At 42.1% G+C, this 25621-nt stretch carries 23 protein-coding genes; 6 read left to right on the plus strand and 17 right to left on the minus strand.

Going from position 1 to position 25621, the window contains the following annotated elements; all coding sequences use genetic code 11:
- The first annotated feature begins 56 nt into the window (after positions 1–56).
- Entirely contained in the window at positions 57–1697 is a 1641-nt protein-coding gene (locus BWI44_RS16405) for a fumarate hydratase (RefSeq protein WP_007667312.1), read from the plus strand.
- A gap of 213 nt (positions 1698–1910) precedes the next feature.
- Here the strand turns inward: BWI44_RS16405 and pelA are convergent, their stop codons facing one another.
- From pelA to BWI44_RS16445, 8 genes are all read right to left on the minus strand, one after another.
- Positions 1911–3005: a pectate lyase gene (pelA, locus tag BWI44_RS16410; RefSeq protein WP_117693973.1), complete on the minus strand. Its 1095-nt coding sequence runs from the start codon at positions 3003–3005 to the stop codon at positions 1911–1913.
- 72 nt (positions 3006–3077) lie between these two features.
- Positions 3078–4403 (minus strand): TolC family protein, encoded by a 1326-nt coding sequence (locus tag BWI44_RS16415; RefSeq protein ID WP_195209770.1) that lies wholly within the window; start codon positions 4401–4403, stop codon positions 3078–3080.
- Positions 4400–7432 carry an efflux RND transporter permease subunit gene (locus tag BWI44_RS16420; RefSeq protein WP_195209771.1) on the minus strand — a complete coding sequence of 1011 codons (3033 nt, stop codon included), beginning with the start codon at positions 7430–7432 and terminating at the stop codon, positions 4400–4402. The genes BWI44_RS16415 and BWI44_RS16420 overlap by 4 nt, the downstream gene beginning before the upstream one ends.
- A 12-nt stretch (positions 7433–7444) precedes the next feature.
- On the minus strand, positions 7445–8527 hold the full coding sequence (locus tag BWI44_RS16425) for an efflux RND transporter periplasmic adaptor subunit (protein ID WP_195209772.1): 1083 nt from the start codon (positions 8525–8527) through the stop codon (positions 7445–7447).
- A gap of 110 nt (positions 8528–8637) precedes the next feature.
- Positions 8638–9570, minus strand: coding sequence for a ribosome small subunit-dependent GTPase A (gene rsgA / locus BWI44_RS16430; RefSeq protein ID WP_195209773.1), 933 nt, complete (start codon positions 9568–9570; stop codon positions 8638–8640).
- A 111-nt stretch (positions 9571–9681) separates the two neighbouring features.
- Positions 9682–10242 carry a ribosome recycling factor gene (gene frr, locus BWI44_RS16435; RefSeq protein WP_117693976.1) on the minus strand — a complete coding sequence of 187 codons (561 nt, stop codon included), beginning with the start codon at positions 10240–10242 and terminating at the stop codon, positions 9682–9684.
- A 98-nt stretch (positions 10243–10340) separates the two neighbouring features.
- A complete protein-coding gene (gene pyrH, locus BWI44_RS16440) occupies positions 10341–11051 on the minus strand; it encodes a UMP kinase (protein WP_195209774.1) in 711 nt (236 codons plus the stop codon).
- Positions 11052–11101: 50 nt separating this feature from the next.
- Positions 11102–12418 carry an MATE family efflux transporter gene (locus tag BWI44_RS16445; protein ID WP_195209775.1) on the minus strand — a complete coding sequence of 439 codons (1317 nt, stop codon included), beginning with the start codon at positions 12416–12418 and terminating at the stop codon, positions 11102–11104.
- 152 nt (positions 12419–12570) lie between these two features.
- Here BWI44_RS16445 and BWI44_RS16450 point away from each other — a divergent pair, with 152 nt between their 5' ends.
- Positions 12571–13251 (plus strand): tetratricopeptide repeat protein, encoded by a 681-nt coding sequence (locus BWI44_RS16450; RefSeq protein WP_115501966.1) that lies wholly within the window; start codon positions 12571–12573, stop codon positions 13249–13251.
- A gap of 282 nt (positions 13252–13533) precedes the next feature.
- Here the strand turns inward: BWI44_RS16450 and BWI44_RS16455 are convergent, their stop codons facing one another.
- The 6 genes from BWI44_RS16455 to BWI44_RS16480 form a co-directional block, all read right to left on the minus strand.
- Positions 13534–14073 carry a hypothetical protein gene (locus tag BWI44_RS16455; RefSeq protein ID WP_286815190.1) on the minus strand — a complete coding sequence of 180 codons (540 nt, stop codon included), beginning with the start codon at positions 14071–14073 and terminating at the stop codon, positions 13534–13536.
- A gap of 31 nt (positions 14074–14104) precedes the next feature.
- Positions 14105–14467 carry a DUF3244 domain-containing protein gene (locus BWI44_RS16460; RefSeq protein ID WP_195209776.1) on the minus strand — a complete coding sequence of 121 codons (363 nt, stop codon included), beginning with the start codon at positions 14465–14467 and terminating at the stop codon, positions 14105–14107.
- A gap of 148 nt (positions 14468–14615) precedes the next feature.
- Complete coding sequence (locus BWI44_RS16465) at positions 14616–16370, minus strand: tetratricopeptide repeat protein (RefSeq protein ID WP_195209777.1); 1755 nt, start codon at positions 16368–16370, stop codon at positions 14616–14618.
- Positions 16371–17117: 747 nt separating this feature from the next.
- Complete coding sequence (locus tag BWI44_RS16470; RefSeq protein WP_195209778.1) at positions 17118–17927, minus strand: biotin--[acetyl-CoA-carboxylase] ligase; 810 nt, start codon at positions 17925–17927, stop codon at positions 17118–17120.
- Positions 17911–18267, minus strand: a complete 357-nt coding sequence (locus BWI44_RS16475) for an MmcQ/YjbR family DNA-binding protein (RefSeq protein ID WP_195209779.1) — start codon at positions 18265–18267, stop codon at positions 17911–17913. The genes BWI44_RS16470 and BWI44_RS16475 overlap by 17 nt, the downstream gene beginning before the upstream one ends.
- 46 nt (positions 18268–18313) lie before the next feature.
- Positions 18314–18679 (minus strand): YraN family protein, encoded by a 366-nt coding sequence (locus BWI44_RS16480; protein ID WP_115501961.1) that lies wholly within the window; start codon positions 18677–18679, stop codon positions 18314–18316.
- A gap of 92 nt (positions 18680–18771) precedes the next feature.
- On the opposite strand from BWI44_RS16480, the gene BWI44_RS16485 reads away from it, so the two are divergent.
- Together BWI44_RS16485 and BWI44_RS16490 are read left to right on the plus strand one after the other, a co-directional pair.
- Positions 18772–19005 carry a hypothetical protein gene (locus BWI44_RS16485; protein WP_007212260.1) on the plus strand — a complete coding sequence of 78 codons (234 nt, stop codon included), beginning with the start codon at positions 18772–18774 and terminating at the stop codon, positions 19003–19005.
- 32 nt (positions 19006–19037) lie between these two features.
- On the plus strand, positions 19038–19472 hold the full coding sequence (locus tag BWI44_RS16490; RefSeq protein ID WP_022391962.1) for a nucleoside deaminase: 435 nt from the start codon (positions 19038–19040) through the stop codon (positions 19470–19472).
- Positions 19473–19479: 7 nt separating this feature from the next.
- Here BWI44_RS16490 and BWI44_RS16495 read toward each other — a convergent pair whose 3' ends face one another.
- The 3 genes from BWI44_RS16495 to BWI44_RS16505 all read right to left on the minus strand — a co-directional run bounded on the left by BWI44_RS16495 (position 19480) and on the right by BWI44_RS16505 (position 21239).
- Positions 19480–19776, minus strand: coding sequence for a DUF4834 family protein (locus BWI44_RS16495; protein WP_007667261.1), 297 nt, complete (start codon positions 19774–19776; stop codon positions 19480–19482).
- Positions 19777–19843: 67 nt separating this feature from the next.
- Entirely contained in the window at positions 19844–20542 is a 699-nt protein-coding gene (locus BWI44_RS16500) for a CDP-alcohol phosphatidyltransferase family protein (protein WP_167507370.1), read from the minus strand.
- Between the two features lie 7 nt (positions 20543–20549).
- Positions 20550–21239: a phosphatidylserine decarboxylase family protein gene (locus BWI44_RS16505; protein ID WP_007667255.1), complete on the minus strand. Its 690-nt coding sequence runs from the start codon at positions 21237–21239 to the stop codon at positions 20550–20552.
- Between the two features lie 171 nt (positions 21240–21410).
- Between BWI44_RS16505 and dnaE the strand changes: the two genes are divergently transcribed.
- Complete coding sequence (gene dnaE, locus BWI44_RS16510) at positions 21411–25205, plus strand: DNA polymerase III subunit alpha (RefSeq protein ID WP_195209780.1); 3795 nt, start codon at positions 21411–21413, stop codon at positions 25203–25205.
- 66 nt (positions 25206–25271) lie between these two features.
- On the plus strand, positions 25272–25589 hold the full coding sequence (gene trxA, locus BWI44_RS16515; RefSeq protein ID WP_007667249.1) for a thioredoxin: 318 nt from the start codon (positions 25272–25274) through the stop codon (positions 25587–25589).
- Positions 25590–25621: the final 32 nt, after the last annotated feature.

Below are 25621 nucleotides of genomic sequence, written 5' to 3' on the forward strand. Positions count from 1 at the left end.
TCAATAATAGTTCTTACCTTTGTGCTACGATTCATTAATTTAATTTACGAGTAATTATGGCAACAACACCTCCGTTCCATTATCAACCTATGTTTGAGCATGGAGAAGATAAGACAGAGTATTATCTGCTTACAAAAGATTATGTATCCGTAAGCGAGTTTGAAGGGAAACCTATGCTGAAGATTGAAAAAGAAGGTCTCACGGCAATGGCTAATACGGCTTTCCGCGATGTGTCATTCATGTTGCGCCGTTCGCACAATGAGCAAGTTGCTAAGATTCTGCGCGATCCGGAAGCAAGTGATAATGACAAATATGTAGCACTAACTTTCCTGCGTAATGCAGAAGTAGCCTCTAAAGGCGTGCTTCCTTTCTGCCAGGATACCGGTACGGCTATCGTTCATGGTGAAAAGGGACAACAGGTATGGACCGGATATTGCGATGAAGAAGCACTTTCATTGGGCGTCTACAAAACATATACTGAAGAAAACCTGCGCTACTCTCAGAATGCTCCGTTGAATATGTACGACGAGGTGAATACAAAATGTAACCTGCCCGCACAGATTGATATCGAAGCTACCGAAGGTATGGAATATAAATTCCTTTGTGTGACTAAAGGGGGTGGTTCGGCAAATAAGACTTATCTCTATCAGGAAACAAAGGCAATCCTGAATCCCGGTACATTGGTTCCTTTCCTTGTTGAGAAGATGAAAACCCTGGGTACAGCTGCTTGTCCTCCTTATCATATTGCTTTCGTCATCGGTGGTACTTCTGCTGAGAAGAACCTGTTGACCGTGAAGTTGGCATCTACTCATTACTACGATGAATTGCCAACTACCGGTAATGAATACGGTCGTGCTTTCCGCGATGTGGAACTTGAAAAAGAAGTACTGAAGGAAGCTCATAAGATTGGTCTTGGTGCACAGTTTGGCGGTAAATATCTGGCTCACGATGTACGTATCATTCGTTTACCTCGTCATGGTGCTTCTTGTCCGGTAGGTTTGGGCGTTTCCTGCTCTGCCGACCGTAACATCAAGTGTAAGATCAATAAGGATGGTATCTGGATTGAAAAGCTGGACAGCAATCCGGGTGAACTCATTCCGGAAGAAATGCGTCATGCAGGCGAAGGTGCCGTCGTTAAGATAAACCTGAACCAACCGATGGCAGATATTCTGAAAGAACTGACTAAATATCCGGTAGCCACCCGCTTGTCACTGAACGGTACGATTATCGTGGGACGTGATATTGCTCATGCTAAGCTGAAAGAACGTCTGGATCGTGGCGAAGACTTGCCACAATACATCAAGGATCATCCTATTTATTATGCCGGTCCTGCTAAAACTCCCGCCGGAATGTCTTGTGGCTCTATGGGCCCCACTACTGCGGGACGTATGGACTCGTATGTAGAGTTGTTCCAGAGTCATGGTGGCAGTATGGTTATGCTTGCTAAGGGTAATCGTAGCCAGCAGGTGACGGATGCTTGCAAGAAATACGGTGGTTTCTATCTCGGCTCTATCGGTGGTCCTGCTGCTATCCTGGCACAGAACAATATCAAGAGTATCGAATGTGTGGAATATCCCGAACTCGGTATGGAAGCTATCTGGAAGATTGAAGTAGAAGACTTCCCGGCATTTATCCTGGTAGATGATAAAGGCAATGATTTCTTTAAGCAACTGAAACCATGGAATTGTAGTAAGTAAGCATTCTCTTTCTATAGATTAAGTAAAAGCTGTCCCGAAGAAGTTTATTAACTCCTTGGGGCAGCTTTCTCTGTTTATTCTCACCTTGGTGAGTATCTATTCTCTATTAAGTGAGCATTTATTCTCAATACGCTGATATTTGTTTCTCACTATGCTGAGCATTTTTTCTCACTATAGTGAGAAAAAGAAGATGCGAGCACCTGTCCGAAACTATCATTTATTGTGTTTCTTTTTCCACTGCTCGTATTTCTTGAATACTTTCAGCCCGTCACTATTATACCAACTGTATCCGTTACGGCGCTCATATCCGATTTCGGAAATGTCGAACTTCTTCACCCCATCACGATCGCTAACGAACGGACGGTTGTCTTCTAAAGTATAGAAACGTGCCCATAGAGGAGGACAATCTGTGCATGGAACCATACGGAAGTCTTTTTTGCCTTCATCATTCGTGAAGAACTCTTTCTTCATTCCTTCAATCTTTGATGCTTTGAACCATTCGATAGCGTTCTCTATACATTCGATAATCTCTTTTGAAGGATCAGGCAGAGACATTAACAGAATGACGATGTTGTCCGATTCGGCGCCACTCAATGAGGGAAGTTCATAAGCACGTGCTTTGGCGGGGGCAAGGGTGTGTTCATCATGTTGCGCACACCATACAGTCGGTTTTCCATTCAGTACTACCTGAGTTTTTAAAATACATTCTACACCTTTGTCGAAAGCGGCACGGGCACGGTCACAGATACTGTCAGGAACATAGGTGTAGGGCTCTTTCTTTTCATATACTTCACGCAGCAATTCCATGACATTTACCATCGCGTTGTCATTGTAGGTGATATGTGTATAGTAACCTTTAGGGCGGGGCCAGAATTGTGGCCAACCACCATTGGGATATTGTGCTTTGAGAATGTAGCGAATACCATCAAGTGCCCCGTCTTTGTATTTCTCAATGTGGGTGGCCAGGTACAAGCGTGAGAGATATTGTATCTCTGTGCTTGTAGCATCATTATCTATGGTACTTTCGTTTACTTCGTCTTTAGAGGCAAGTACATCTTCTAACTCCTGTTGAGTCAGTTCGGCAGGCATATAAATGTTTTTGGGCCAACCTCCGGTAGTTTGCTGGTAAAGTAAAACGTTGTCGCCAATGCGGATGGCTTCGTCGGTTTTAAAGAATTCGTCGTTGAGTTTGGGGGCCATCTTTACCCAAGTCTTGTACGGCATTTTTTCTTTGTAGTTTACGGTTTCTTGTGCAAATAGGTTTGTCAGGCAGATCAGAGCCAGGCAACACAGGCAAATCTTTTTCATGATCATTGTTTTTTATAGTTCTATGATGGCAAAAGTAGAGGAAAAAAACTTGCCTGATGGGGAATAATTGTTCTATTCCAGGTATTTTGTTACCTTTCCACTGATTTGCAACAAGGAAATCTCACAAACTTTCGTATTGTATTCCGCAGAAAGGATTCTTTCCTCCGCATCCAGAAGGCTCTTTTGTGCTTCACGCATCTCGATACCGGAAAGGTTTCCCAACATATAGCGTTCCATGGCAATCTCGTGATTCTCCTTAGCGGCTACAAGGTTCTGACGTTCCAGGTTTAGCATTTGCAGGTTATTCTGGTAGGCTTGCCACAAATTACTCAGGTCGGCACGCAATGCTTGTTCCAGTTGCTCCCGTTCCAGTCGGGCATTCTGAATGGCAATACGCGCATTGTTACGTTCACGGCGGCGATTCCCATCGAACAGGTTGAAGCCGATAGTCAGACCAAAGTTTGCTCCGAGATTACCACGCTGGATATTGGTAGCGACATCATATTTATTGAAAGTATAGCTATAGCCCCCGTTCAGCTTCAGATAAGGGTAGTCGCGGGAGCAAACCTTCTTGTAATCCAGTTGTGCAAGTGTATTGTTTTGATGGGCTCTCAGCAGGGAGGCATTCGTTTGCAGGGTAGCATTCCAAAGCTCTTCGAAGTTCAGACTGCTGTCTACGTTGATGAGGCTATCTTGGACAACAATCGGTTGGTCCACATCTTCATTTGCCATCAGTTCGTTCAGTTGGATACGGGAGGTATGCAATAACTCTTGCTGCTTCATGTACTGGGCACTGTCGGCATTGAAGTCCACTTTTGCCTGTTGGTAATCCAGACGGGAGAAGTTACCGATGTGATAACGCTCCTCTACGATACGTAAGCGTTCTTTGGATAGAGATACGGCGTAGCGAAAATTATTCAGGCGGATTTTATGTTGCAGGTAGTTGTAATATTCCGCTGCAATATTGGCTATCAAATCTTCTACGGCAATACGGGTGTTTGTTTCACCTTGTCGCTCCAGTTCTTTCAATCGTTGGTAGTTGGCGGTGATGTTGAAACCGTCAAAGATAGTCCAATTCAGATTGAGACCTACATTCATGGCCTGGTCGAATACACCATTCTCTTTGAGGTGTTCTCCGGTGGCACGCACTTTACTGTCAGTGTTATCAACAGTTCCTTTATAACTTGCTGACAGGTCAAGTGTCGGCAGATAGCCGGCGTTACCCAATGTTGCATTGTTCTTGGAAACTTGTTCCTCATTACGGGTAATGCGCAACGAGTAATTGTTTTGAAGTCCGTATTCCAGACAGGATTTCAGTGTATAAGATTGAGGCATCTGCGCCTGCAAAGCAAGCGAGGTGCAACCAACCGTTATGAGGGATAAAATCGTACGTTTCATGATTTCTTTAACTTACTGCGGTTAGTGGATATATAGCTATATATGGCAGGTACGATGTACATGGTCAGGAATGTGGATACCAACATACCTCCCACTACGGCCGTACCCATGGCAATACGCTGATTACAACCTTCCCCCGAAGCGAATGCCAGCGGTATCAGTCCCAGAATGGTAGAGGCACTGGTCATTAGAATAGGGCGTAGACGTTGTAGTGATGCATCTTTGATGGCTTCCATCTTGTCTTCTCCGGCTTCTTGCTTCTGATTGGCAAATTCTACAATGAGGATACCGTTTTTCGCTACCAGACCAATCAGCATAATGATGCCGATCTGGCTGAAGATATTCATCGTAATATCGCCGAAATACATGAATACCAGGGCACCTGCAATGGCCAGAGGTACGGTAAGCATGATAATCAGCGGGTCCTTGAAACTTTCGAACTGAGCTGCCAGAATCAGGTAAATCAGCAAGATGGCCAGTACGAAGGCAAACATCAGACTGGAAGAACTTTCCCGGTATTCTTTTGAGTCTCCGGTCAATGCGGTACGGAATGTATCGTCCAGTGTTTCCTTGGCTATTTTATCCATTTCATCCAATCCCTGTCCGATAGTCTTTCCATCGGCAAGTCCGGCAGAAATGGTGGCGGAAACGAAACGATTGTAACGGTATAACTGCGGTGGGGCAATACCACTAGTCAGTTCAATCAAATTGTCCAACTGCACCATCTCTCCTTTGTCACTACGGATATAGATACCTTTCAGGTCGGCAGGTTTATTACGCTGCTGACGGTTGATCTCTCCTAATATCTCATATTGTTTTCCGTTCATATAGAAGTAACCCATACGCTGGCCGCTCAATCCGTATTGTAAGGTTTGTGCAATGTTGCGTGTACTTACTCCCATGATACTTGCTTTATCACGGTTGATGTTGATACGTGCTTCGGGTTTGCTGAATTTCAGGTTTACATCAGCCATCTGGAATACCGGATTTTCATAAACTTTTGCCATGAATTTGGGTAATACCTCTTGCAACTTTTCGATATTGGTGGCTTGTAGTACGTATTGTACAGGCATGCCACCACGACGTCCGCCGAATGAAGAAGATTGTTGTACAAAAGACCGTGCCTTTGTTTTCTTTTGAACCGCCCGGGAAATCTGTTCCGCTACTTCCATCTGTGTGTAATCACGATCCTTCATATCTTTCAATGTGATACGCACATTACCACTACCGCTTGATACACGCGCGGTAACAGACTCTGCATCCGGAAGTATGGAGTCTACCAGTTGATTAATGTCTTCTGTGTAATCCCGTATATATTCATACGTCACACCCTCAGCTCCACGGGTGTTAATGCTGATTTGCGAACGGTCTTCAAGAGGGGCCATTTCAGCGGGGATCGCATTCCAAAGGAATACAATGATAAATAAAGTACCTAATATAAGAGGCATAGCCAGCCAGCGTTTGCGTAAGAAGATTTCTAGTGACCGGCTATATATGCGGTTCATTCCTTCAAAGAACGGTTCGGTTTTTATATAGAACCAGTTTTTCTTTTCTTGTTTCACCAGCAATTTGGTGGCAAGCATAGGTGTGAAAGTCAACGCAGCAAACGAAGAGATGATTACCGAACCGGATACCACGATACTGAATTCACGGAAAAGCCGTCCTGTCATACCATCCATAAATACAATGGGGAAGAATACGGCCACCAATGTAATAGTGGTAGAAATTACGGCGAAGAAAATTTCTTTAGCACCTTCGATACCGGCTTCTTTTGGGGGCATTCCACGTTCAATGCGGACATAGATATTCTCCGTCATAACGATAGCATCATCCACTACAAGCCCCACTGCTAATACTACTGCCAACATGGAAAGCACATTGATGGAGAATCCTGCCAGGTACATCACGAAAAATGCACCGATAAGCGAAACCGGAATTACGATACAAGGTACCAGTGTAACGCGCCAGTCACGCAGGAAGAGGAAAATAATAATGATAACGAGGATAAATGCCACATATACGGTTTCCTTTACTTCGTCAATGGAAGCACGGATAAACTTGGTGTTGTCAAAACCGTAAGAATATTGCACGTCTTCAGGAAGGTCTTTCTTCATCTGTTTCATGCGTTCGTAGACGGCATCTGCAATTTTAATATGATTGGCACCCGGCTGCGGAATCACAACGATACCCACCATAGGCACTCCATTCATCTTCATGTAACTTTTTATATCCGCCGGACCTAATTCTGCCCGTCCGATATCACTGAAACGAACAATGCGGTTATTATCTTCCCGCAGGATCAGGTTGTTAAACTCCTCTGCCGTATGCATCAGTCCTAACGTACGGATGGTAAGTTCCACCGTATTACCTTCAATACTTCCGGATGGGAGTTCTACATTTTCTTTATCTACTGCATTTTTAACGTCGATAGGGGTAATGCCATAACCTGACATCTTGATCGGATCTAACCACAAACGCATGGAATAACGCTTTTCTCCCCAAATACTAACGCTACTGACGTCTGCAATAGTCTGCAATTGTTCTTTTACGGTGAGGTCGGCAATTTCACTCAATTCCAACAGAGAACGTTTATCACTTTGTAATGCCACCATCAGGATAGGCATGGCATCTGCATCTGCTTTTGATACCGTAGGTGGGTCACAGTCACGGGGCAAGTAGCGTTGAGCACGTGAAACTTTATCACGCACGTCGTTTGCAGCAGTTTCCAAGTCGACGGAAAGCTCGAATTCTACCGTAATACGGGATGAGCCCTGCTGGCTGACGCTGGACAAGGAACGGATACCCGGAATACCATTGATATTTTGTTCCAGTGGTTCGGTAATCTGGTTTTCAATAACATCGGCATTTGCACCCGGGTAGGAGCAAGATACCGAAATGATAGGATTGTCCACGGACGGATATTCTCGGACGCCGAGGTAGCTGTACCCGATAAGTCCGAAAAGCAGGATGATGAGGGTAAGCACCGTAGAAAGTACCGGGCGCCGTATACTGAGTTCAGATATATTCATAAGGCATCCGGTTTAATAAATGTTATCCAAAGTTACAGGTAATCCGGTACGGAGTTGCAAGGTTCCTGAGATTATAATAGTATCCCCTTCCTGCAAACCTTGTAATACTTGAGTCTCGGCTTCCGTGCGTATGCCGGTTTGTATTTCTACAGGCTGGGCTTTCCCTGATTTGTAAAGAAATATCTTATCCTTACCCATCTCCGGAACAATCGCTTCGGATGGAACGGCAAGGGCATCCTGAATCTCGTTTTTGCTTAAACGGATGTCTGCATAGCGTCCCGGCATCACATGACCGTTGGCATTGGGATAAAGGGCACGTAAAGTCAATGTATGGGTGTTTTGATCCATTCTGGATTCCCGGGCATAAACTTTTGCGTGGAAAGTCTCAAGCTTACCTTCAAGTCCGAAATTCACTCCTGCACCGATTTTTACATCATTAGCGTAGCGTTCGGGAACGGAGAATTCTACCTTCAGTGGAGATATTTTGGTTAGTTTGGCTACAATGGTAGTAGGAGAGGCATAAGTTCCTACACTGACTTGGCGCAAACCAATCACACCGTCGAATGGTGCACGAAGCTCGGTTTGTGCAATGTTTGCCTCTATCAGATCTATGTCTGCATTCAGGGTTGCCAGTTCAGTTTTCACCTGTTCATAGGCTTCTTTACTGACTGCATCTCTTTCCAACAGAGCGTTTTGGCGGAATACACGGTCTTCGGCTAATTTCAATTGGGCAACAAGACGTTGCAACTGTGCTTGCAAAGGCCGGTCGTTTACTTTAGCCAGCAATTGTCCTTTTTTTACTTGGCTGCCCTCCTCGAAATTAATTTCAATAATTTTACCGGAAGTTTCGAAAGAAAGATCTACCTCTTCATCAGGCAATAAGCTACCACTGATTTTTATTTCATCTTTCAGCAGTTGAGGTTTTATGATCTTTGCATTTACATTCAGTATTCTCTTATTATTGCGGTTAGTGCTCATAACTTTGTCTGCAGCCGCCAATTCTTTGTTCTCCTTAGGGAGTTGAGAATAAATACCCCCACCTATTAGTCCGGCACCGATAAAAATGATGATGCCCCATTTAACTTTCTTATTCATGTATCAGTATTAGTATTACGTCAGATTATGTCAGCATGAATTTGGACATTTTGAGAACAGGAAGGTTTAATATGAGAAGCGTTAAAAAAGGTGATAAAGTGATGGTGATTTTAATATGCTGCCCGATATTTCCCTTCCTCCTTGTCTTCCAACATATTGAGGTAAGAGCTATAGCGTGACTCGCTGATATAATGTTCTTTTACAGCTTCCCGTACGGCGCAACCCGGTTCCTGGCGGTGAGTGCAGTTGCCATAACGGCAGTCTGCAGAGAATTTGAATATCTCCGGGAAATAGTGCCCTATCTCTTCCTCTTCCATATCGAATGTGCCGAAACCTTTGATACCCGGTGTGTCGATAATATATCCGTCTCCCGGAACGGAAAACATTTCAGAGAAGGTAGTGGTGTGCATACCTTTATTATGATAGGTGGAAATCTCACCGGTTTTTACGTCTTGTTCAGGCAATATCGCATTGATGAGGGTTGACTTTCCCACACCGGAATGTCCGGAGAAAAGTGTTACCCGGCCTTTTAATTCTTCCTGAATTTGTTCTATGCCCTCACCCGTTTTGGCCGAAACTTTAAAACAGGGATAACCGATGGTAGTATAGAGATTGATAAGTCCGTCCAGATAGTGAAGCTCATCTTCATCATAAGCATCTATTTTATTAAAGATTAGCTTAACGGGTACGCGATATGCTTCAGCAGAAGCCAGAAAACGGTCGATGAAAGTTGTGGAGGTTTCCGGATAATTGACCGTAACAATAAGCATGCTTTGGTCAAGGTTGGCAGCAAGAATATGCGATTGTTTAGAAAGATTGGACGCTCTCCGGATAATGTAGTTTTTCCGGTCTTCTATTTCGCTGATGAAAGCAGTTCCTTCCGGATTCAAGATAATTTGCACATAATCTCCCACAGCTACCGGATTGGTACTGCGTATACCTTTGAGACGGAAGTTACCTTTGATTTTACACTCCACACATTTCCCCTCGTCGGTCTTTACCAAATACCAACTACCTGTATTTTTTATTACCAGTCCCCTCAATTTAATTGTCAATTTTCAATTGACAATTGACAATTACTACTTGGCAACATACCTCAGTTACAGTCTCTTTCGGTACTTGTCAATTCTCAATTGTCAATTGTCAATTGGCTTTTATACGGTCATAATTTCTTTATCCTTTGCAATCAGCATATCATCGATCTGTTTGATATACTTATCGTGAATCTTTTGCAATTTTTCTTCACCCCCCTTTTGTGCATCTTCTGCCAGACCGTCTTTAACGGATTTCTTCAAAGCATCGATAGCATCACGGCGAGCATTACGCACACTCACTTTAGCAGTTTCACCTTCACCTTTACATTGTTTGGCGAGCTGCTTACGGCGTTCTTCTGTCAGCGGCGGAATACCGATACGGATAATCTCACCATTATTTTCGGGCATAATGCCGAGACTGGAGTCAATGATTGCTTTTTCAATTACCCGGAACATGCTTTTGTCCCACGGTTTGATAGCGATACTACGGGCATCCGGAGTATTTACGGCAGCTACATTGTTGATAGGAACCATGCTTCCGTAAGAATCCACACGGATACCGTCCAGCAAACGAACGTCTGCCTTTCCGGCGCGGATGTGAGCCAATGCTTCTTCCAGATACATAACGGCCATATCCATTTTCTCTTGCGCTTCATCTAAGATGTCTTTTACGTCTCTCATATTCTTCGGTTTTTGGAATTGTACTTTAATTGAAACTTTGCAAATATAATTATTTTCACCACAGAGCACACTGATATACAGAGTTTTTTCAGAGAAAATTAGTTGTGTACCAGTGTTCCGATCTCTTCTCCTTGCATTACTTTCTTCAGATTGCCTACTGTATCCATGTCAAATACAATGATTGGCAGATTGTTTTCTTTACACATGCAGGTGGCAGTGAGGTCCATAACTTTCAGGCCACGTTTCAGAACTTCATCGTAAGTAATCTTGTCAAATTTAGTGGCAGTAGGGTCCTTCTCCGGATCAGCGGTATAGATGCCATCTACGCGTGTGCCTTTCAGCATAACGTCGGCTTCAATTTCAATGCCACGCAGAGAAGAGCCTGTGTCGGTAGTAAAGAACGGATTGCCTGTTCCGGCAGACATGATAACCACTTCGCCTGCTTCCATAGATTCGATAGCTTTCCATTTATTGTAAAACTCACCGATAGGTTCCATGCGTACGGCTGTCAGTACACGCGCCTTTACACCGGTGGCTACCAAGGCAGAGCTTAATGCCAGGCTGTTGATTACCGTAGCGAGCATTCCCATTTGATCTCCTTTCACGCGGTCGAAACCTTTGTTTGCGCCACTTAATCCGCGGAAGATATTACCACCACCGATGACGATACCTATCTGGACGCCCAACTCATGGATTTCCTTGATTTGTGCTGCATATTCGGCAAGGCGCTTTTCGTCAATGCCATATTGTTTTTCGCCCATCAGGCTCTCACCACTGAGCTTTAACAGAACTCTTTTATACTTTGCCATTATGATATTACATTTAGTTTCTGCAAATATACGCTTTCTGTCTGTAATGATTAACTTTGGTACAAAATTTTTCTACTTAAAACTGCCTGTACGATGCCGCGCAGAGATAAGTAGACGATGAAAGCCAGCCAAAGGGCATGATTTCCCATCCACTCGTGTAAGGAGTAATAAACGAGGAAGAAACCGGCTGAGGCTGCCAGCATTGCATAAAACATTTGCCGGGTGGCAGTGGCTCCAATAAATATTCCGTCCCATAGGAAAGCGGCGAAGCCTGCAAGTGGGATAGCCAATACCCAATAAAAGTAATTTCCGGCTTCCCGGATGACAGAAACTTCATTGGTGAGCAGCCCTAGGAATACCTTGCCACCAAAGAAATAAAGTAATGTGAAGCCCGTAGAAAGTCCGATTCCCCAGATAAAGAGCTGGCGAACGGTACGGTGCAATGCCGGACGGTTGTCCGCACCGATATATTTACCAACCAACGCTTCACCTGAATAAGCAAAGCCATCCATTATATAAGAAAAGAGAGTAAATAGCTGCATTAGCAAAGTGTTGACTGCCAATACAACTTCTCCTTGTGCTGCTCCGGCGGAGGTAAAAAACAGCGTGACAATAACCAGGCAGAGAGTCCGTAGGAAAATGTCCCGGTTCACCTGAAAGAAACGCAGCATAGCTTCTTTTTTCAATATCTCCTGCCAGGCAATACGTTCTTTCAATTTGCCATAATATCGCCTCCATAATAATAATGCCATAAAGAATCCCGCATATTGGGCTGTAAGTGTCCCTAGGGCTACCCCGGCAACTTTCATATGGAACAAATAGACAAAGCAAAGGCTTGCAGCGATGTTCACAATGTTTTGTGTAATGGCAATGTACATTGGGAAACGCGAATTCTGCATACCAATGAACCAACCGGCAAAACCGTAAAGGCCCAGCATGGCAGGAGCTCCCCAAATACAAATTTGGAAATAGAGTGTAGCCAATTGTTCTACTTCCTCTGTCGTTTGTATAAAAGTAAATGCCAGTTTACGGATGGGATATTGTAAAGCCACCAGAATAATGGCAATGAGCAATCCTACTCCAACGGATCGTAACAAAAGTCGGGTAACTTCGTCCATATCGTGTTTGCCGTATGCTTGTGATGTCATTCCGCTGGTTCCCATCCTTAAGAATCCAAAGATCCAGTAGATGATGTTGAATAGCATTCCGCCCACGGCAATAGCTCCGATATACGCTGCAGATCCCAGATGGCCTACGATTGTCACATCAATCAGTCCCAGTAGTGGAACTGTGATATTCGAAATGATCGAAGGTACAGCTATCTGAAGTATTCTTTTATTGATAATATTCGGAGTTTGAGCAATCATTTTAAAGCACTGATTTGTTCTATTTATCGACAAAGGTACTCTTTTTGTCGTAAATGGTAAAAAGGCATTTGATAATAACAATTTTTATAATACATAATATTTTAAAAATGAGTATATTTGCGGAAACAAGAACTAGGTAATATTAATAAGCGATGAGAACCTTAACTTTACTATTTTCATTCATGGTTGCTTTCCCTTTTGTGCTCTCAGCACAATCAGCTGGGGAGTTGCTTCAAAAGGTGTCTGCTGCCTTATCTGAGGGGCAGGATGACTATGCGGTGAGTCTGTTTCGCCAGTCGATAAAGGCTGGGGCAGATCAGACTGAGATGTTTTATTGGACTCAGGTGGAAAAAAACAGCGCTGTAGCTCCGCGTTTGGTAAATGAGTTGGCCACCTATTATAAACGTAAGCGGAATTATGATAAAGCTTACTTATTTTATAGAGAATTTCTGCAGTATCATTCAGACGATGTTCCTGCTCTTGTATCGTGTGCCGAAATGGAGATGATGCGGGGTAAAGAAAAAGATGCTGTAAAAACTTATGAGAAGGTATTGATACTTGATGCTAATAATTTGCAAGCTAATATTTTTCTGGGAAATTATTTCTATTTACAGGCAGAACGTGAAAAGAAAAAGTTGGAAGATGATTATAAGAAGATAACTTCTCCTACACGAATGCAATATGCCCGTTATCGTAATGGGCTTTCTGATGTCTATTCTAACGGCTATTCCAAGGCAAAAGATTATTTGCAGCGGGTGTTGCAGTTGTTCCCTTCGACGGAGGCAGGAAATACTTTGGAAAAGATTAAGAAGTTAGAGATAGAAATCAAGTAAGCTATAGTAGGCTTCATACTAAAAAAATAAACCCGCTTATTTCTGTGATAAGTGGGTTCTCCTCTCTGTTCATTTTTAATTTTAATAGGTGTCACTAAATTCAATGGCTCCATTGGCTTCTCCTCCAATCGGACCATTACCTTGGAATTCCCATGCGAAGGGTGCTTGACCGCCAGCTGTTGTCCACCAGTACCTTTTAATTCCTCCAGAAGTGTTTCTACTGCCGTAAGTAGAGAAAACTTTCCCGTTTGCACTTGTTCCGGTCTTACACGTTACAGTTACTTACCAATAACCATTACAGGAATTTACATAGAAATTGCTTGTGATGTGGTCAGAGCCACTGAATTCTATATAACTACTATACCAATTACCGGCATTAAAAGACATATCTCCATGAAAAGCTCTTGTTTGGGTTTTAAGTGCTTTAGCAGATATATGTTCATCTTTAATTTTAATAATTGAACTTTCATTTACAGTATAGGATTTGAATCCTTTGTTGTTATATAGGGTTAAGGTGGTAGTTATTCCAGCTTGTATGTCCTCTTTGATACTTTTATTGGTCTTTGCTATATCCCGGAATATTCGCTCAACATTAGGATCTGTTAAGTGTTCGGCTTGCATGATACTGTCTGTTATTATAACAGAATAAAGATTGTTTATAGTGTCAATCTCTGTATAGTTGTTCACTATGGCTAATTCTTCGTCATAGGTAAGAACCTTGGGAGAATTTTCAACGGGCTTGTTTTCTTCCCATCTATCCTGACAGCTGCTAAAGCCAATAGCTATAGCAAGCAACGTACTAAATAATAGTTTTCTTTTCATGATTATCTTTGTTTTATAGAGAGGATTTATATTAATCTATTGTGAAGTGTCCTTGTAGGTTTATGTCTTTGTAACTTAATTCTATAGTGAATTCTTTCTCACCGGAAGAATTAAAACAGAAACTATAATTTTGACTTTGTAAAATGGTGAGCTGATTTGTATATATAATATCTTTATATTTATCTCTTATTGTGATTTGCATATTTTCTATTGCTATATCGGAGTGAATATATATCACGTTTCTATCATGTGAAACAGTAGGCTCCATAGATAAGGAGCGATCATCTATTGTTTGGTCTTTCGGAGCATCTCTGTATAGCAAAATGATGATTTCTTGTGCCAAACAATTCATATAAAATATAAAGCTGATAAGAATGAAAAATAATCGTTTCATTGTTTAAAGGTTTTAGTGTTCTTATTGTTTGCAAAGAAAATCTATTACGGATTTTAATCAAAGCATTAGAGTGTGCATTGGAGTGTGCATATTGTTTTACTGTGTGTAAGCAGTGTGCGGAAAAGTGTGCAAATATTGGATAAATATCTTATAATGAGAGAATAAAACTATCCCAATCTTTAGGGGTACCTTTCTTGCCGAATACTTTTTCATAAAGTCTTCGGCGATTAGAAGTAATAGCTTCTTTGCTATGCATAGTTAATTTTGCTATATCTATAGGAGATATATTTATCTTGATAAGTAGACAAACATGGTATTCGTGTTCATTCAAGTCATAGAGTTTGCGCAAGTTTTCGGTAAAACCTTCATAGGTATTATTTATGGCATCTTCGAGTTCTTTCCAATTATTGTTGGAAAGCAGATTTTTACTGATTTTAGTGGTGTGAGGTTGCTTTTGAATATGGTTGTAGATTTCCGATTTTAGAAGTATAGTGCTTGCTTGTTTGCGTCTGGCTAATTTTATTTCAGCCTGTTTGTTTGCACAAAGGGTCAATTCTATTTGTTCTTTCAACTGGTCTCTTAAAACTTTATTTGTTTGGTCGGCTTGCTGCAACTTATATTTGAGTTCTTTAATGTTACGTTTATTTTCTTCGATGAATAGAGCACTTTTCTTGTATTGTTCTTTTTGCAGTTGTTGAAGTTGTTTCAGTTGGATGCTGAGTTGTAATCTTTTCCGTCTGTTATATTGTAAATAGGCAAAGGATAGACTAAGGGTAAGAAGCCCGATTGAAAAGATATAGATGATGAGAATTTGTTTTTTCTCATTTTCCGCTTTTAATTGATTGTTCTCTTTTTCTCGCACTTGATAGTTGTATAGGGAGTTTAAGTGGCGAACGGTTTCTGTATCTGTAATTTTATGGATAGAGTCTGTGCATTGTATATATTGGCGGAGGTGGAGTAGTGCATCCTGAGGATTATTACAATCTATTGCTATTTCCGCTAACCCTTTATGAGCTGCCTGCTTGGCATAGATAGTGCCGCATTTCAGTATTTCTTTGTAGTAATAGATAGCGGAATCTATGTGGCCCGTTTTATGGGAAAGTTCTGAAGCAATGGAGAAAATACTACTTTTGCTACGAATGTCCAAGCTGTCTAATGCTGGTTGTAAAGTTTGCCGGGCTAAATCGTATTTTCCCAGTTCTATGCAGAGACTGGATATTTGGCTTTGGACTATAGTTATGAGAGAATGCTTTTTCTGAAGTTTTGCTATATCAAAGGCTTTCTGGAAGTAATAGAGAGAACTGTCATATTGATCAATGCATCGATAAGAGTAGGCTATGTCTCTTAAATTGAATGCCATACTGATACTGTCTTTTAATATAATATTGCATTTTTGTGCTTTCCTGAACATTTTCAATGCTTCGTCATAAGTCTTTTGATACAGGAATAGTGTTCCCATCTGACTGTATATCTTACTCCTTAAGCGATAATTTGCATCTTCAGGCAAAGTCTCTATTGCTTTTTCAAAATAATCCAGTGCTTGCGGCGCATCCTCCAGATCTCTGTAAACTCGCCCTGCATAATAGTAAGCCTCCGGTAAATGCCGTTCATCCCTTTTTTCTATATAATAATGCAATACAAGCAGTATCAAGCTGTCTGAAGTATGTCGTATATATGCTTTGTCGTTTGCTTTGATGCAGAGTAATCGATAATACATTTGCGTAGACTCTGATTCAGTCTTTATGTTGTCTTCCAGTGTTTTTAATAGAGCAATAGCACTATCCGGCTGTATGCTTGCCAAACTGTCCGCTATAATCAGTGATTGCGGGTAAGGTTTTCTGTCACATGCGTAGAAGCATAGCAGCAGGCAGGTTAGTAGTATGAATCGTGTGTTTGTTTTCATATCTACAAAGATAGTGTTTCTTTGGAAAATATTTTATTTTCTTGGCGATAATGTATTCTATTTTTGTGGCTGAATAATAAATCAGTGGTAGGTGAGAGATTCATAATGCTTTAAACATATTATTCTGCATTCATTTCAAAAAAATCAGCCCATTCATTTTGTTGTAAAAGCTTCAATGATAATTGAGAAGTAAACAGAGGATTCTATATCTTTGCAGTAAGTCCGATTGGGTGTTAACCTTGGTTGACAGGCTTATCAACCTTGACTAACAAGCCGGTCAACCTTGGTTAACAAGCCTGTTGACCAAGGTTGACATCCGATTGTTCCTAAGAGTAAACGGGATATTTCTTAAGAGTAAACAAAATACCCCCCTATGTTGAACACTCCACTGACCTGCTATTTCAGTTAACACCACATGATGACAAGAGGTGACTTCCAAAGGATATGCGGTATGATGAAAACGACTGCAATGGGGTATATCCGCCATTTACGCGGGGAAGGAAAGCTAAAAATATTGGATTACAGACTCGTCCGATATATGCACTAAATGTAAGGTATTGTGTTGTAAGAAAGGTGGTTATGGCGTAAAATGTAAAAAACGGGCGTGAGAGTAGGTCACTTACTCTCACACCCGATTTTTACTCTCACTCATATTCAATAGTCTAATTATCATCAATCTATTTTAAAAGTGAGAGCAGTGAGAGTAAGTTGATACTAACTTTTAGTTGGGCCTTGAGGCCTTGCACTTTAAGGAATATATTGTACTTCCTTAAATAAATATCCGCGTTCCTTTCCTGTCTGGTCTTCAAGAATAAATCGCCCATCCGGTTCTACGCGTAGCAAGTGGGCAATGAATTCGCCGTCCGCATCTGCATAGCGATGAAAGCCATTCCGACGGAATAGGGAATGAGCATAACGGGTGTTAATTAAGTCTGCTATTTTACCTGAACAGTCTGTTTGCAAAAGGGTATAGTACTCTTTTATTCGTTTCATAATATTGGCAAGTATCAGATATCGGTCATGATCTTCTCTTGTAATCTGTTTTAGAGATACCGGGTTGGGAGCATCACTTCGGAAGACTTCCTGATTGATATTCACCCCGATACCGGAAATGCTGCGTCCGATATGATGTCCTGAAAGGTCATTTTCTATCAGTATGCCGCAAATCTTCTTTTCATTCCAGTAAATGTCATTCGGCCATTTTATGGAGATACCTTCTGTCCATTCATCCAACTCTTCTTTGATGGAGAGAGAGACGATCTGAGAAAGGATGAATTGTTGACGTGCCTCAATGAACGTAGGATAAAGTACGAAGCTGAATGTAATATTCTTGCAATCTTCCGATTCCCAACTGTTGCCACGTTGCCCTTTTCCGGCAGTCTGGCGTTCAGCAATTACTGTCATAAATTCCGGAATATCGGTTCCTTGTTCATCGCAAAGTTGTGTTAGGTGCCGATTGGTGGAGTCTGTTTCCATTAATACGAGGAGGGGAACAGGAAATTTCTCAGAGGGAAGATGCACGTTGGGCTCTTTATTCATGTCAGGGTAAGGCTTCATATTCGGCACGCATTTTCTTGGTGAACTTCTTTAAGACTTCCTCATAAGCATGGTCAATGAGACTCTTTATCAACTTATCGTCTGCATCGCCATTAAGAAAAACCTGATTCCAGTATTTCTTATTAAAATGATAGGCGCCTTCGATGGCAGAGTAGCGTTCGCGCAACTCTATGGCATACTCAGGATCGCACTTCATACAGATCTTGTTGGAGTATTCCAGGTCAATCAATACGAACATTTTATTCATAACTTTCATCACGAGTGAATACTCATCGAATGGAAGGCATTCTGTGACTGCTTTCTTGGCTAAGCAGTATTCGTGGGCAGTTTCTATATCCATAATCTCAAATTTAGATTTAAAAAGTAAAATCAAGTTGGCGGCTGACTTAGAACATTGGCGGATAAAATGCATCCTTAATATGTTCTATTTCAAATGCTCCAGCTTCGCCGACCGCGGTGATAATATCAAAACGAACAGGAATGTCTATACTGAAATGCTTGATATATGCATCGGCAGCCACTACAATGTGGCGTATTTTCTGCCAATTAACAGCATCTTGCGGTTCGATGTATTCCGTATTGCTTCGTGTCTTCACTTCCACTACAATCAGTAATTCATCTTTGACTGCCACAATGTCCAGTTCCAGATGGTTTTTGCGCCAATTACGGTGGAGAATGACATATCCATTGCGTTCCAGATACGCTACTGCGGCGTCTTCTCCATCTTTTCCAAGGGTATTGTGTGCTGCCATACCTGTATTTATCCCTATTTTAGCTGTTTCTATGCAAAAATACGTTTTTTCTGCTTTGTATTTACAGAAGTAAAACTAATTTTGCAGTAAATATGAGAAAGAGAGATAAAACGTGTGCGAAAGCAACACCCGAAGAGCCGAAACGTGAACAGCGCATCGTATGTCTGATGAGCGAGGAAGAGCTGCGGATTGTAGACCGTTATCTGGAGAAGTACAAGATAACGAATAAATCACGCTGGCTTCGGGAGACTATTCTCATGTTTATCCATAAAAATATGGAAGAGGACTATCCGACTCTTTTTGGAGAACATGATATGCGGAGATAAGTTATAAATTAAAAATTAAAGGTAAAAGGCTGGTGGACGATAACTTTTATATGAAGCAAGCGCTTGCAGAAGCACGTAAGGCAGCAGAAAGAGGAGAGGTGCCTGTTGGTGCGATTGTTGTTTGCAAAGAGCGTATTATAGCACGTGCCCATAACCTGACAGAAACATTGACAGACGTGACAGCTCATGCTGAAATGCAAGCAATTACTGCTGCTGCTTCTACCCTTGGTGGAAAATATCTGAATGAATGTACTCTTTATGTTACGGTTGAACCTTGTGTCATGTGTGCCGGTGCCATAGCCTGGGCGCAGATGGGGCGGCTTGTATTTGGTGCTGAAGATGAAAAACGTGGATATCAGCGTTATGCACCACAGGCATTACATCCGAAAACGGTGGTTGTGAAAGGGATTCTTGCTGATGATTGTGCTGCCTTGATGAAAGATTTCTTTGCTGCAAAACGGCGTTGAAGTCTGATTATTCTTTAATTTCTTCAAAATCCACATACTCTCCTTCATCTTTAGAGAAGAGTTTTTTGTGTTTTCTATGAATATTATTTCCTTCAGAAGTGGTTCCTTCATCGGTTTGTGAAGAAGAGTTTGGTTGTTGACCGCCTGAGTAAGAATAACCTTGACCAGATTGATAACTGCCGGAGGAAGAACGACGCTTTCCTCCCAGTCCGAAGATAGTCCGGAGAACGGTGCCGATGATACTGAGTCCGATGACCAGAATAACGACTATGATGACAAATAGAAATCCTAAGATATGAAACATGGGCTAATCGTTTTATATATTGTTCGTCTTACGAACGATAGTACAACAACTGTGCCAAAAGATTTGTTTAGAGTCTCTTTCTAACAAACCAGCATAGAATGATGTACCAGCCTATGACAGCAGCAAGTCCTACGAAAATAAGTAGAGGAATACTGACTATCAAAAACAAATAACGGATTTTATTTTCTTCCCAAGAGAGGTTCTTTAATTTGAAAGCAAACATTGGAAACTCGGAAACCAGCAGCAGGGAGAATAGTACAATACAGACTAGTAATCCATACAGAACTACCCCACCTTGTATCAGCCAGTCATGGTATTGCGCAGCGGCTGCCGCCCAAAACAATGTGTTGGCTGGTGTATTTAGTCCGATGAATGAGCTGGTTTGGCGTTCGTCAATATTGAATTTTGCCAGACGCAGTGCTGAAAATATCGCAATGAGAAAAGCAAAATAGGGAACATATTCCTGAAAGCTGCTCATCCAATCGGGATAAGTCATCTCACGCAATAAGGAGAATATGATAACTGAAGGTACTAATCCGAAACTGATATCGTCTGCCAGGGAGTCCAATTCTTTTCCAATGGGAGAAGGGGCATGCAATACCCGCGCCGACATTCCATCGAGGAAGTCGAACACAGCACTGATAATGATAAAAGTCAGAGCCCAGTCATACTTGAACTCAAATGCCATAACACATGCAATACAGCCGGAGAACAGATTCAGGCATGTCAGTGTATTGGGGATATGGCGAGTAATACGGTTAGCCATTGTTTAGTTATTTTAGTTTGGCTATCACGGTCTGGTTTCCTGTGGTGGTTTGTCCCATTTTCACGAACACTTCTGTGCCCAATGGGAGATAAACATCTACACGAGACCCGAACTTGATAAAGCCCATGTGTTCATCGATATAACAGTCTTCGCCGGGTTCGGCATAAGTGACGATACGTCGTGCCATAGCTCCGGCAATCTGCCGAGCCATTACTTCTACACCTTCGGGAGTTTCAATCACCACTGTAGAGCGTTCGTTGTCGGTACTGGCTTTCGGCAGCCAAGCTTTCATGAACTTACCATTATGGTGTGCCACTTTCTTTACGGTTCCGTCTACTGGATACCAGTTGGCATGTACATTGATGACACTCATAAAAATAGAAATCATAAGACGGCGGTCGTGGAAGTATTCGTTTTCATCTACTTCTTCTATGACTACTATTTTGCCATCGGCAGGTGCCACCACAATCTTTTCGGTGTCTTCCTGGCCAAATAGGCGGATAGGGCATCGGAAGAAATTCACCAGCATTCCATACAGGACGATACTGACCACAGCTACGATATAGAACGGTAATTTGCATTCCAGCCCAAAATAAAGTGCTGAATTGACAACCAATAGCAATAGTAAGCTACCGGCCAGTGTATGTGTCCCTTCGCGGTGAATTCGTATCTTTTTTAGCTTTTTTAGTCGACTCATCTAAGTTGTTTTATTCTCTTGAATACAAATTATCGGCAAAAATAGGCTTATTTTGAAAATCTAACAAGCATTTGGAGGGAGAAATGCATCTGTTGATAACTTTTAGGGAAATATTTTTGTTAGGTCTTATATAGGTTGTACTTTTATGCTCTTAATTGAAAGGAGATATTTATGCAGGATTTTGTTCATTTGCACGTTCATACCCAGTATTCCTTACTCGATGGTCAGGCCAGCGTAAGTGCGTTGGTGGACAAGGCTATGAAAGATGGAATGAAGGGAATAGCCGTGACTGACCACGGGAATATGTTCGGCATTAAGGAATTCACTAACTACGTTAACAAAAAGAATAGCGGACCGAAGGGTGAGATCAAAGATCTTAAAAAACGGATGGCCGGCATTGAAAGCGGCGAGATTGCTTGCGATGATAAGGAAGCGGAACTTGCTGACTGTCGTGCGAAGATTGCGGAAGCTGAAAATAAGCTGTTTAAACCAATCATTGGTTGTGAGATGTATGTGGCTCGCCGTACTATGGATAAAAAAGAAGGTAAACCTGACCAAAGCGGTTGGCACTTAATTGTATTGGCGAAAAACGAGAAAGGCTATCATAATCTGATTAAGCTGGTATCCAGGGCTTGGACCCAAGGTTATTATATGCGTCCGCGTACTGACCGTAATGAGTTGGAGAAGTATCACGAAGGTTTGATCGTATGTTCGGCTTGTATTGGTGGTGAAGTGCCTAAGAAGATTATCAATGACCAGCTGGAAGATGCGGAAGAAGCCATACGCTGGTATAAAAATCTTTTCGGTGAAGATTATTATCTGGAGTTACAACGGCATCGGGCTACTATACCGCGTGCCAATCATGAAGCTTATCCGTTGCAGCAGAAGGCGAATGCCAAATTAATAGAGTTTGCAGAAAAATATAATATTAAACTCATTTGTTCCAATGACGTTCATTTCGTGAATGAGGAACATGCTGAGGCGCATGACCGGCTGATTTGTTTGAGTACCGGTAAAGATCTGGATGATCCGAATCGTATGCTTTATACCAAGCAGGAATGGATGAAGACGAAGGCAGAGATGAACGAGCTCTTTGCTGATGTTCCTGAGGCTTTGTCCAATACTCTTGAAATTCTGGATAAAGTAGAATACTATTCCATTGACCATGCACCTATCATGCCTACTTTTGCTATTCCCGAAGACTTTGGAACAGAAGAAGGGTATCGGCAGAAATATACCGAGAAGGACTTATTTGATGAATTCACTCAGGATGAAAATGGTAATGTGGTGTTGAGTGAGGAGGATGCCAAAGCGAAAATCAAACGTCTGGGCGGATATGAAAAATTATATCGTATCAAACTGGAAGCGGATTATCTGGCCAAATTGACTTTTGATGGTGCTAAGATATTTTATGGAGATCCTCTGTCTGAGGAAGTGATGGAGCGTTTGAAGTTTGAACTTCATATTATGAAGACAATGGGTTTTCCGGGATACTTCCTCATTGTACAGGACTTCATTGCTGCCGGGCGTAATATGGGAGTTTCGATAGGTCCGGGGCGTGGATCGGCGGCCGGTTCAGCGGTAGCATATTGTTTGCAGATTACGAAAATCGACCCCATTAAATATGACTTGCTGTTTGAGCGTTTCCTGAATCCCGACCGTATATCATTGCCTGATATCGATATCGACTTTGATGATGACGGACGTGGAGAAGTGCTTCGTTGGGTGACGCAAAAGTATGGTCAGGAAAAAGTGGCACATATCATTACCTATGGTACAATGGCTACCAAACTTGCTATTAAAGACGTTGCCCGTGTGCAGAAACTTCCTCTTTCTGAGTCTGACCGTCTAGCTAAATTGGTTCCTGATAAAATACCCGATAAGAAGTTGAATCTACGGAATGCCATTGATTATGTTCCTGAACTGCAAGCAGCAGAAGCTTCTCCCGATCCTTTGGTGCGCGATACACTGAAATATGCCAAGATGCTGGAAGGCAATGTGCGTGGTACCGGAGTGCATGCCTGTGGTACGATTATCTGCCGTGATGACATTACTGACTGGGTACCTGTAAGCACTGCCGATGATAAGGAAACGGGTGAGAAGATGCTTGTTACCCAATATGAAGGTTCGGTCATTGAAGATACAGGTTTGATCAAGATGGACTTCCTGGGATTGAAAACATTATCAATCATCAAGGAGGCCGTGGAAAATGTGCGCTTGCATCGTGGGCTGGCGTTGAATATAGATAAGGTGCCTATTGACGACCCTGCTACTTATAAATTATATAGTGACGGGCGTACTATTGGTACATTCCAGTTTGAATCTGCAGGTATGCAGAAATATTTGCGTGAGTTGCAGCCATCTACTTTCGAAGATTTGATTGCGATGAATGCCCTCTATCGTCCGGGACCTATGGATTATATTCCGGACTTTATCGACCGTAAACATGGACGGAAGCCGATTGAGTATGATATTCCTGTCATGGAGAAGTATCTGAAGGATACATATGGTATTACGGTGTATCAGGAACAGGTGATGCTTTTGTCACGTTTGTTGGCGGACTTTACCCGCGGTGAGTCCGATGCCTTGCGTAAAGCGATGGGTAAGAAGCTGCGTGACAAACTGGATCATATGAAACCTAAATTCGTTGAAGGCGGCCGCAAGAACGGACATGATCCAAAAGTGCTTGAAAAGATTTGGGGAGACTGGGAAAAGTTTGCATCTTATGCTTTCAATAAATCTCATGCCACTTGCTATTCATGGGTAGCTTATCAGACCGCGTATCTGAAAGCGAACTATCCGGCAGAATATATGGCAGCTGTGATGAGCCGAAGCTTGTCGAACATTACTGACATCACCAAATTGATGGATGAATGTAAATCGATGGGCATCAAGGTTCTTGGCCCGGATGTGAATGAGAGTAATCTGAAGTTTACTGTTAATCCGGAAGGAAATATCCGTTTCGGCCTTGGTGCAGTGAAAGGTGTGGGTGAAGGTGCCGTGTTGAATATCATGGAAGAGCGTGCGAAGAATGGTCCTTTCAAAGGTATATTCGATTTTGTGCAGCGTGTCAATCTGACAGCTTGTAATAAGAAGAATCTGGAATGTCTTGCTTTGGCAGGTGGTTTTGATGAGTTCCCTGAGTTAAGACGTGAACAATACTTTGCTGTGAATTCCAAAAATGAGGTTTTTCTGGAAACTTTAGTACGTTATGGTAACCGTTATCAGGCAGACCAGGCAGCGGCTGCCAACTCGTTGTTCGGTGGAGATAATGTAGTGGACATTGCTACTCCCGAAATACCTGAAGCTGAACGCTGGAGTGATCTGGACCGCTTGAACAAGGAACGTGATCTGGTAGGTATTTATCTATCTGCCCATCCGCTGGATGAATATTCCGTAGTATTGCAGCACGTATGTAATACGCGTATGGCTGAGTTGGAGGATAAAACGGCACTTGCCGGACGAGAGATAACGATGGGAGGCATTGTGACTTCTGTGCGTCGGGGAATCAGTAAAAATGGTAATCCTTATGGCATTGCGAAGATTGAAGACTATTCCGGTTCGGCTGAATTTCCGTTCTTTGGTAATGACTGGGTAACCTATCAGGGATATTTGGGTGAACGTACCTTCCTTTTCATTAAGGCTCGTTGCCAACCTAAACAGTGGAAGCAGGATGAGTTGGAAGTTAAGATTACTTCTATGGAATTGCTTCCGGATGTGAAAGAGAAACTGATTTCGAAAATTACTATCCTGATACCGCTTTCAGTGTTGAACCAGGCTCTGGTTACGGAGCTTGCAGCACTAATGAAAGGGAATCCGGGTACAACGGAACTCTATTTTAAAGTGAGTGATCCTGATAGTAAGACGGTAGTGGACATGATTTCCCGACCTGTGAAACTTTCGGTAGGGCGTGAGTTAATCTCTTATTTAAATGATCGTCCCGAACTGGAATTCCGGATAAATTAGTTATCTTTGCTTCCGTAAATAATTTGACAGTAATCATTAAACATTAAATAATTAATCATTAACGCAATGGCTTTAGAAATTACAGACAGCAACTATAAGGAAATCCTTGCAGAAGGTAAACCTGTAGTGATTGACTTTTGGGCCCCGTGGTGTGGTCCTTGTAAGATGGTAGGTCCTATCATAGAAGAATTGGCAGAAGTGTATGAAGGACAGGTCCTTATCGGTAAGTGTGATGTAGATGAGAATGGTGATGTGGCTGCTGAATATGGTATCCGTAACATTCCTACCGTATTGTTCTTTAAAAACGGTGAGTTGGTTGACAAGCAGGTAGGTTCTGCTGGCAAATCAGCTTTTGATGACAAGATAAAAAAGATGCTCTTATAGGAGTATAATATAATAAGGTATTAACCCTTAAA

It is taken from the genome of Bacteroides sp. Phil13, from assembly GCF_001940965.1.
Classification (GTDB): Bacteria; Bacteroidota; Bacteroidia; order Bacteroidales; family Bacteroidaceae; genus Bacteroides; species Bacteroides intestinalis.

What these genes read in the sequence shown, in the direction of transcription:
- BWI44_RS16405 (WP_007667312.1), top strand. Translation starts at nt 57, where the DNA reads ATGGCAACAACACCTCCGTTCCATTATCAACCTATGTTTGAGCATGGA.
- pelA (WP_117693973.1), bottom strand. Translation starts at nt 3,005, where the DNA reads ATGAAAAAGATTTGCCTGTGTTGCCTGGCTCTGATCTGCCTGACAAAC.
- BWI44_RS16415 (WP_195209770.1), bottom strand. Translation starts at nt 4,403, where the DNA reads ATGAAACGTACGATTTTATCCCTCATAACGGTTGGTTGCACCTCGCTT.
- BWI44_RS16420 (WP_195209771.1), bottom strand. Translation starts at nt 7,432, where the DNA reads ATGAATATATCTGAACTCAGTATACGGCGCCCGGTACTTTCTACGGTG.
- BWI44_RS16425 (WP_195209772.1), bottom strand. Translation starts at nt 8,527, where the DNA reads ATGAATAAGAAAGTTAAATGGGGCATCATCATTTTTATCGGTGCCGGA.
- frr (WP_117693976.1), bottom strand. Translation starts at nt 10,242, where the DNA reads ATGAGAGACGTAAAAGACATCTTAGATGAAGCGCAAGAGAAAATGGAT.
- pyrH (WP_195209774.1), bottom strand. Translation starts at nt 11,051, where the DNA reads ATGGCAAAGTATAAAAGAGTTCTGTTAAAGCTCAGTGGTGAGAGCCTG.
- BWI44_RS16445 (WP_195209775.1), bottom strand. Translation starts at nt 12,418, where the DNA reads ATGATTGCTCAAACTCCGAATATTATCAATAAAAGAATACTTCAGATA.
- BWI44_RS16450 (WP_115501966.1), top strand. Translation starts at nt 12,571, where the DNA reads ATGAGAACCTTAACTTTACTATTTTCATTCATGGTTGCTTTCCCTTTT.
- BWI44_RS16455 (WP_286815190.1), bottom strand. Translation starts at nt 14,073, where the DNA reads ATGAAAAGAAAACTATTATTTAGTACGTTGCTTGCTATAGCTATTGGC.
- BWI44_RS16460 (WP_195209776.1), bottom strand. Translation starts at nt 14,467, where the DNA reads ATGAAACGATTATTTTTCATTCTTATCAGCTTTATATTTTATATGAAT.
- BWI44_RS16465 (WP_195209777.1), bottom strand. Translation starts at nt 16,370, where the DNA reads ATGAAAACAAACACACGATTCATACTACTAACCTGCCTGCTGCTATGC.
- BWI44_RS16470 (WP_195209778.1), bottom strand. Translation starts at nt 17,927, where the DNA reads ATGAAGCCTTACCCTGACATGAATAAAGAGCCCAACGTGCATCTTCCC.
- BWI44_RS16475 (WP_195209779.1), bottom strand. Translation starts at nt 18,267, where the DNA reads ATGGATATAGAAACTGCCCACGAATACTGCTTAGCCAAGAAAGCAGTC.
- BWI44_RS16480 (WP_115501961.1), bottom strand. Translation starts at nt 18,679, where the DNA reads ATGGCAGCACACAATACCCTTGGAAAAGATGGAGAAGACGCCGCAGTA.
- BWI44_RS16485 (WP_007212260.1), top strand. Translation starts at nt 18,772, where the DNA reads ATGAGAAAGAGAGATAAAACGTGTGCGAAAGCAACACCCGAAGAGCCG.
- BWI44_RS16495 (WP_007667261.1), bottom strand. Translation starts at nt 19,776, where the DNA reads ATGTTTCATATCTTAGGATTTCTATTTGTCATCATAGTCGTTATTCTG.
- BWI44_RS16500 (WP_167507370.1), bottom strand. Translation starts at nt 20,542, where the DNA reads ATGGCTAACCGTATTACTCGCCATATCCCCAATACACTGACATGCCTG.
- BWI44_RS16505 (WP_007667255.1), bottom strand. Translation starts at nt 21,239, where the DNA reads ATGAGTCGACTAAAAAAGCTAAAAAAGATACGAATTCACCGCGAAGGG.
- dnaE (WP_195209780.1), top strand. Translation starts at nt 21,411, where the DNA reads ATGCAGGATTTTGTTCATTTGCACGTTCATACCCAGTATTCCTTACTC.
- trxA (WP_007667249.1), top strand. Translation starts at nt 25,272, where the DNA reads ATGGCTTTAGAAATTACAGACAGCAACTATAAGGAAATCCTTGCAGAA.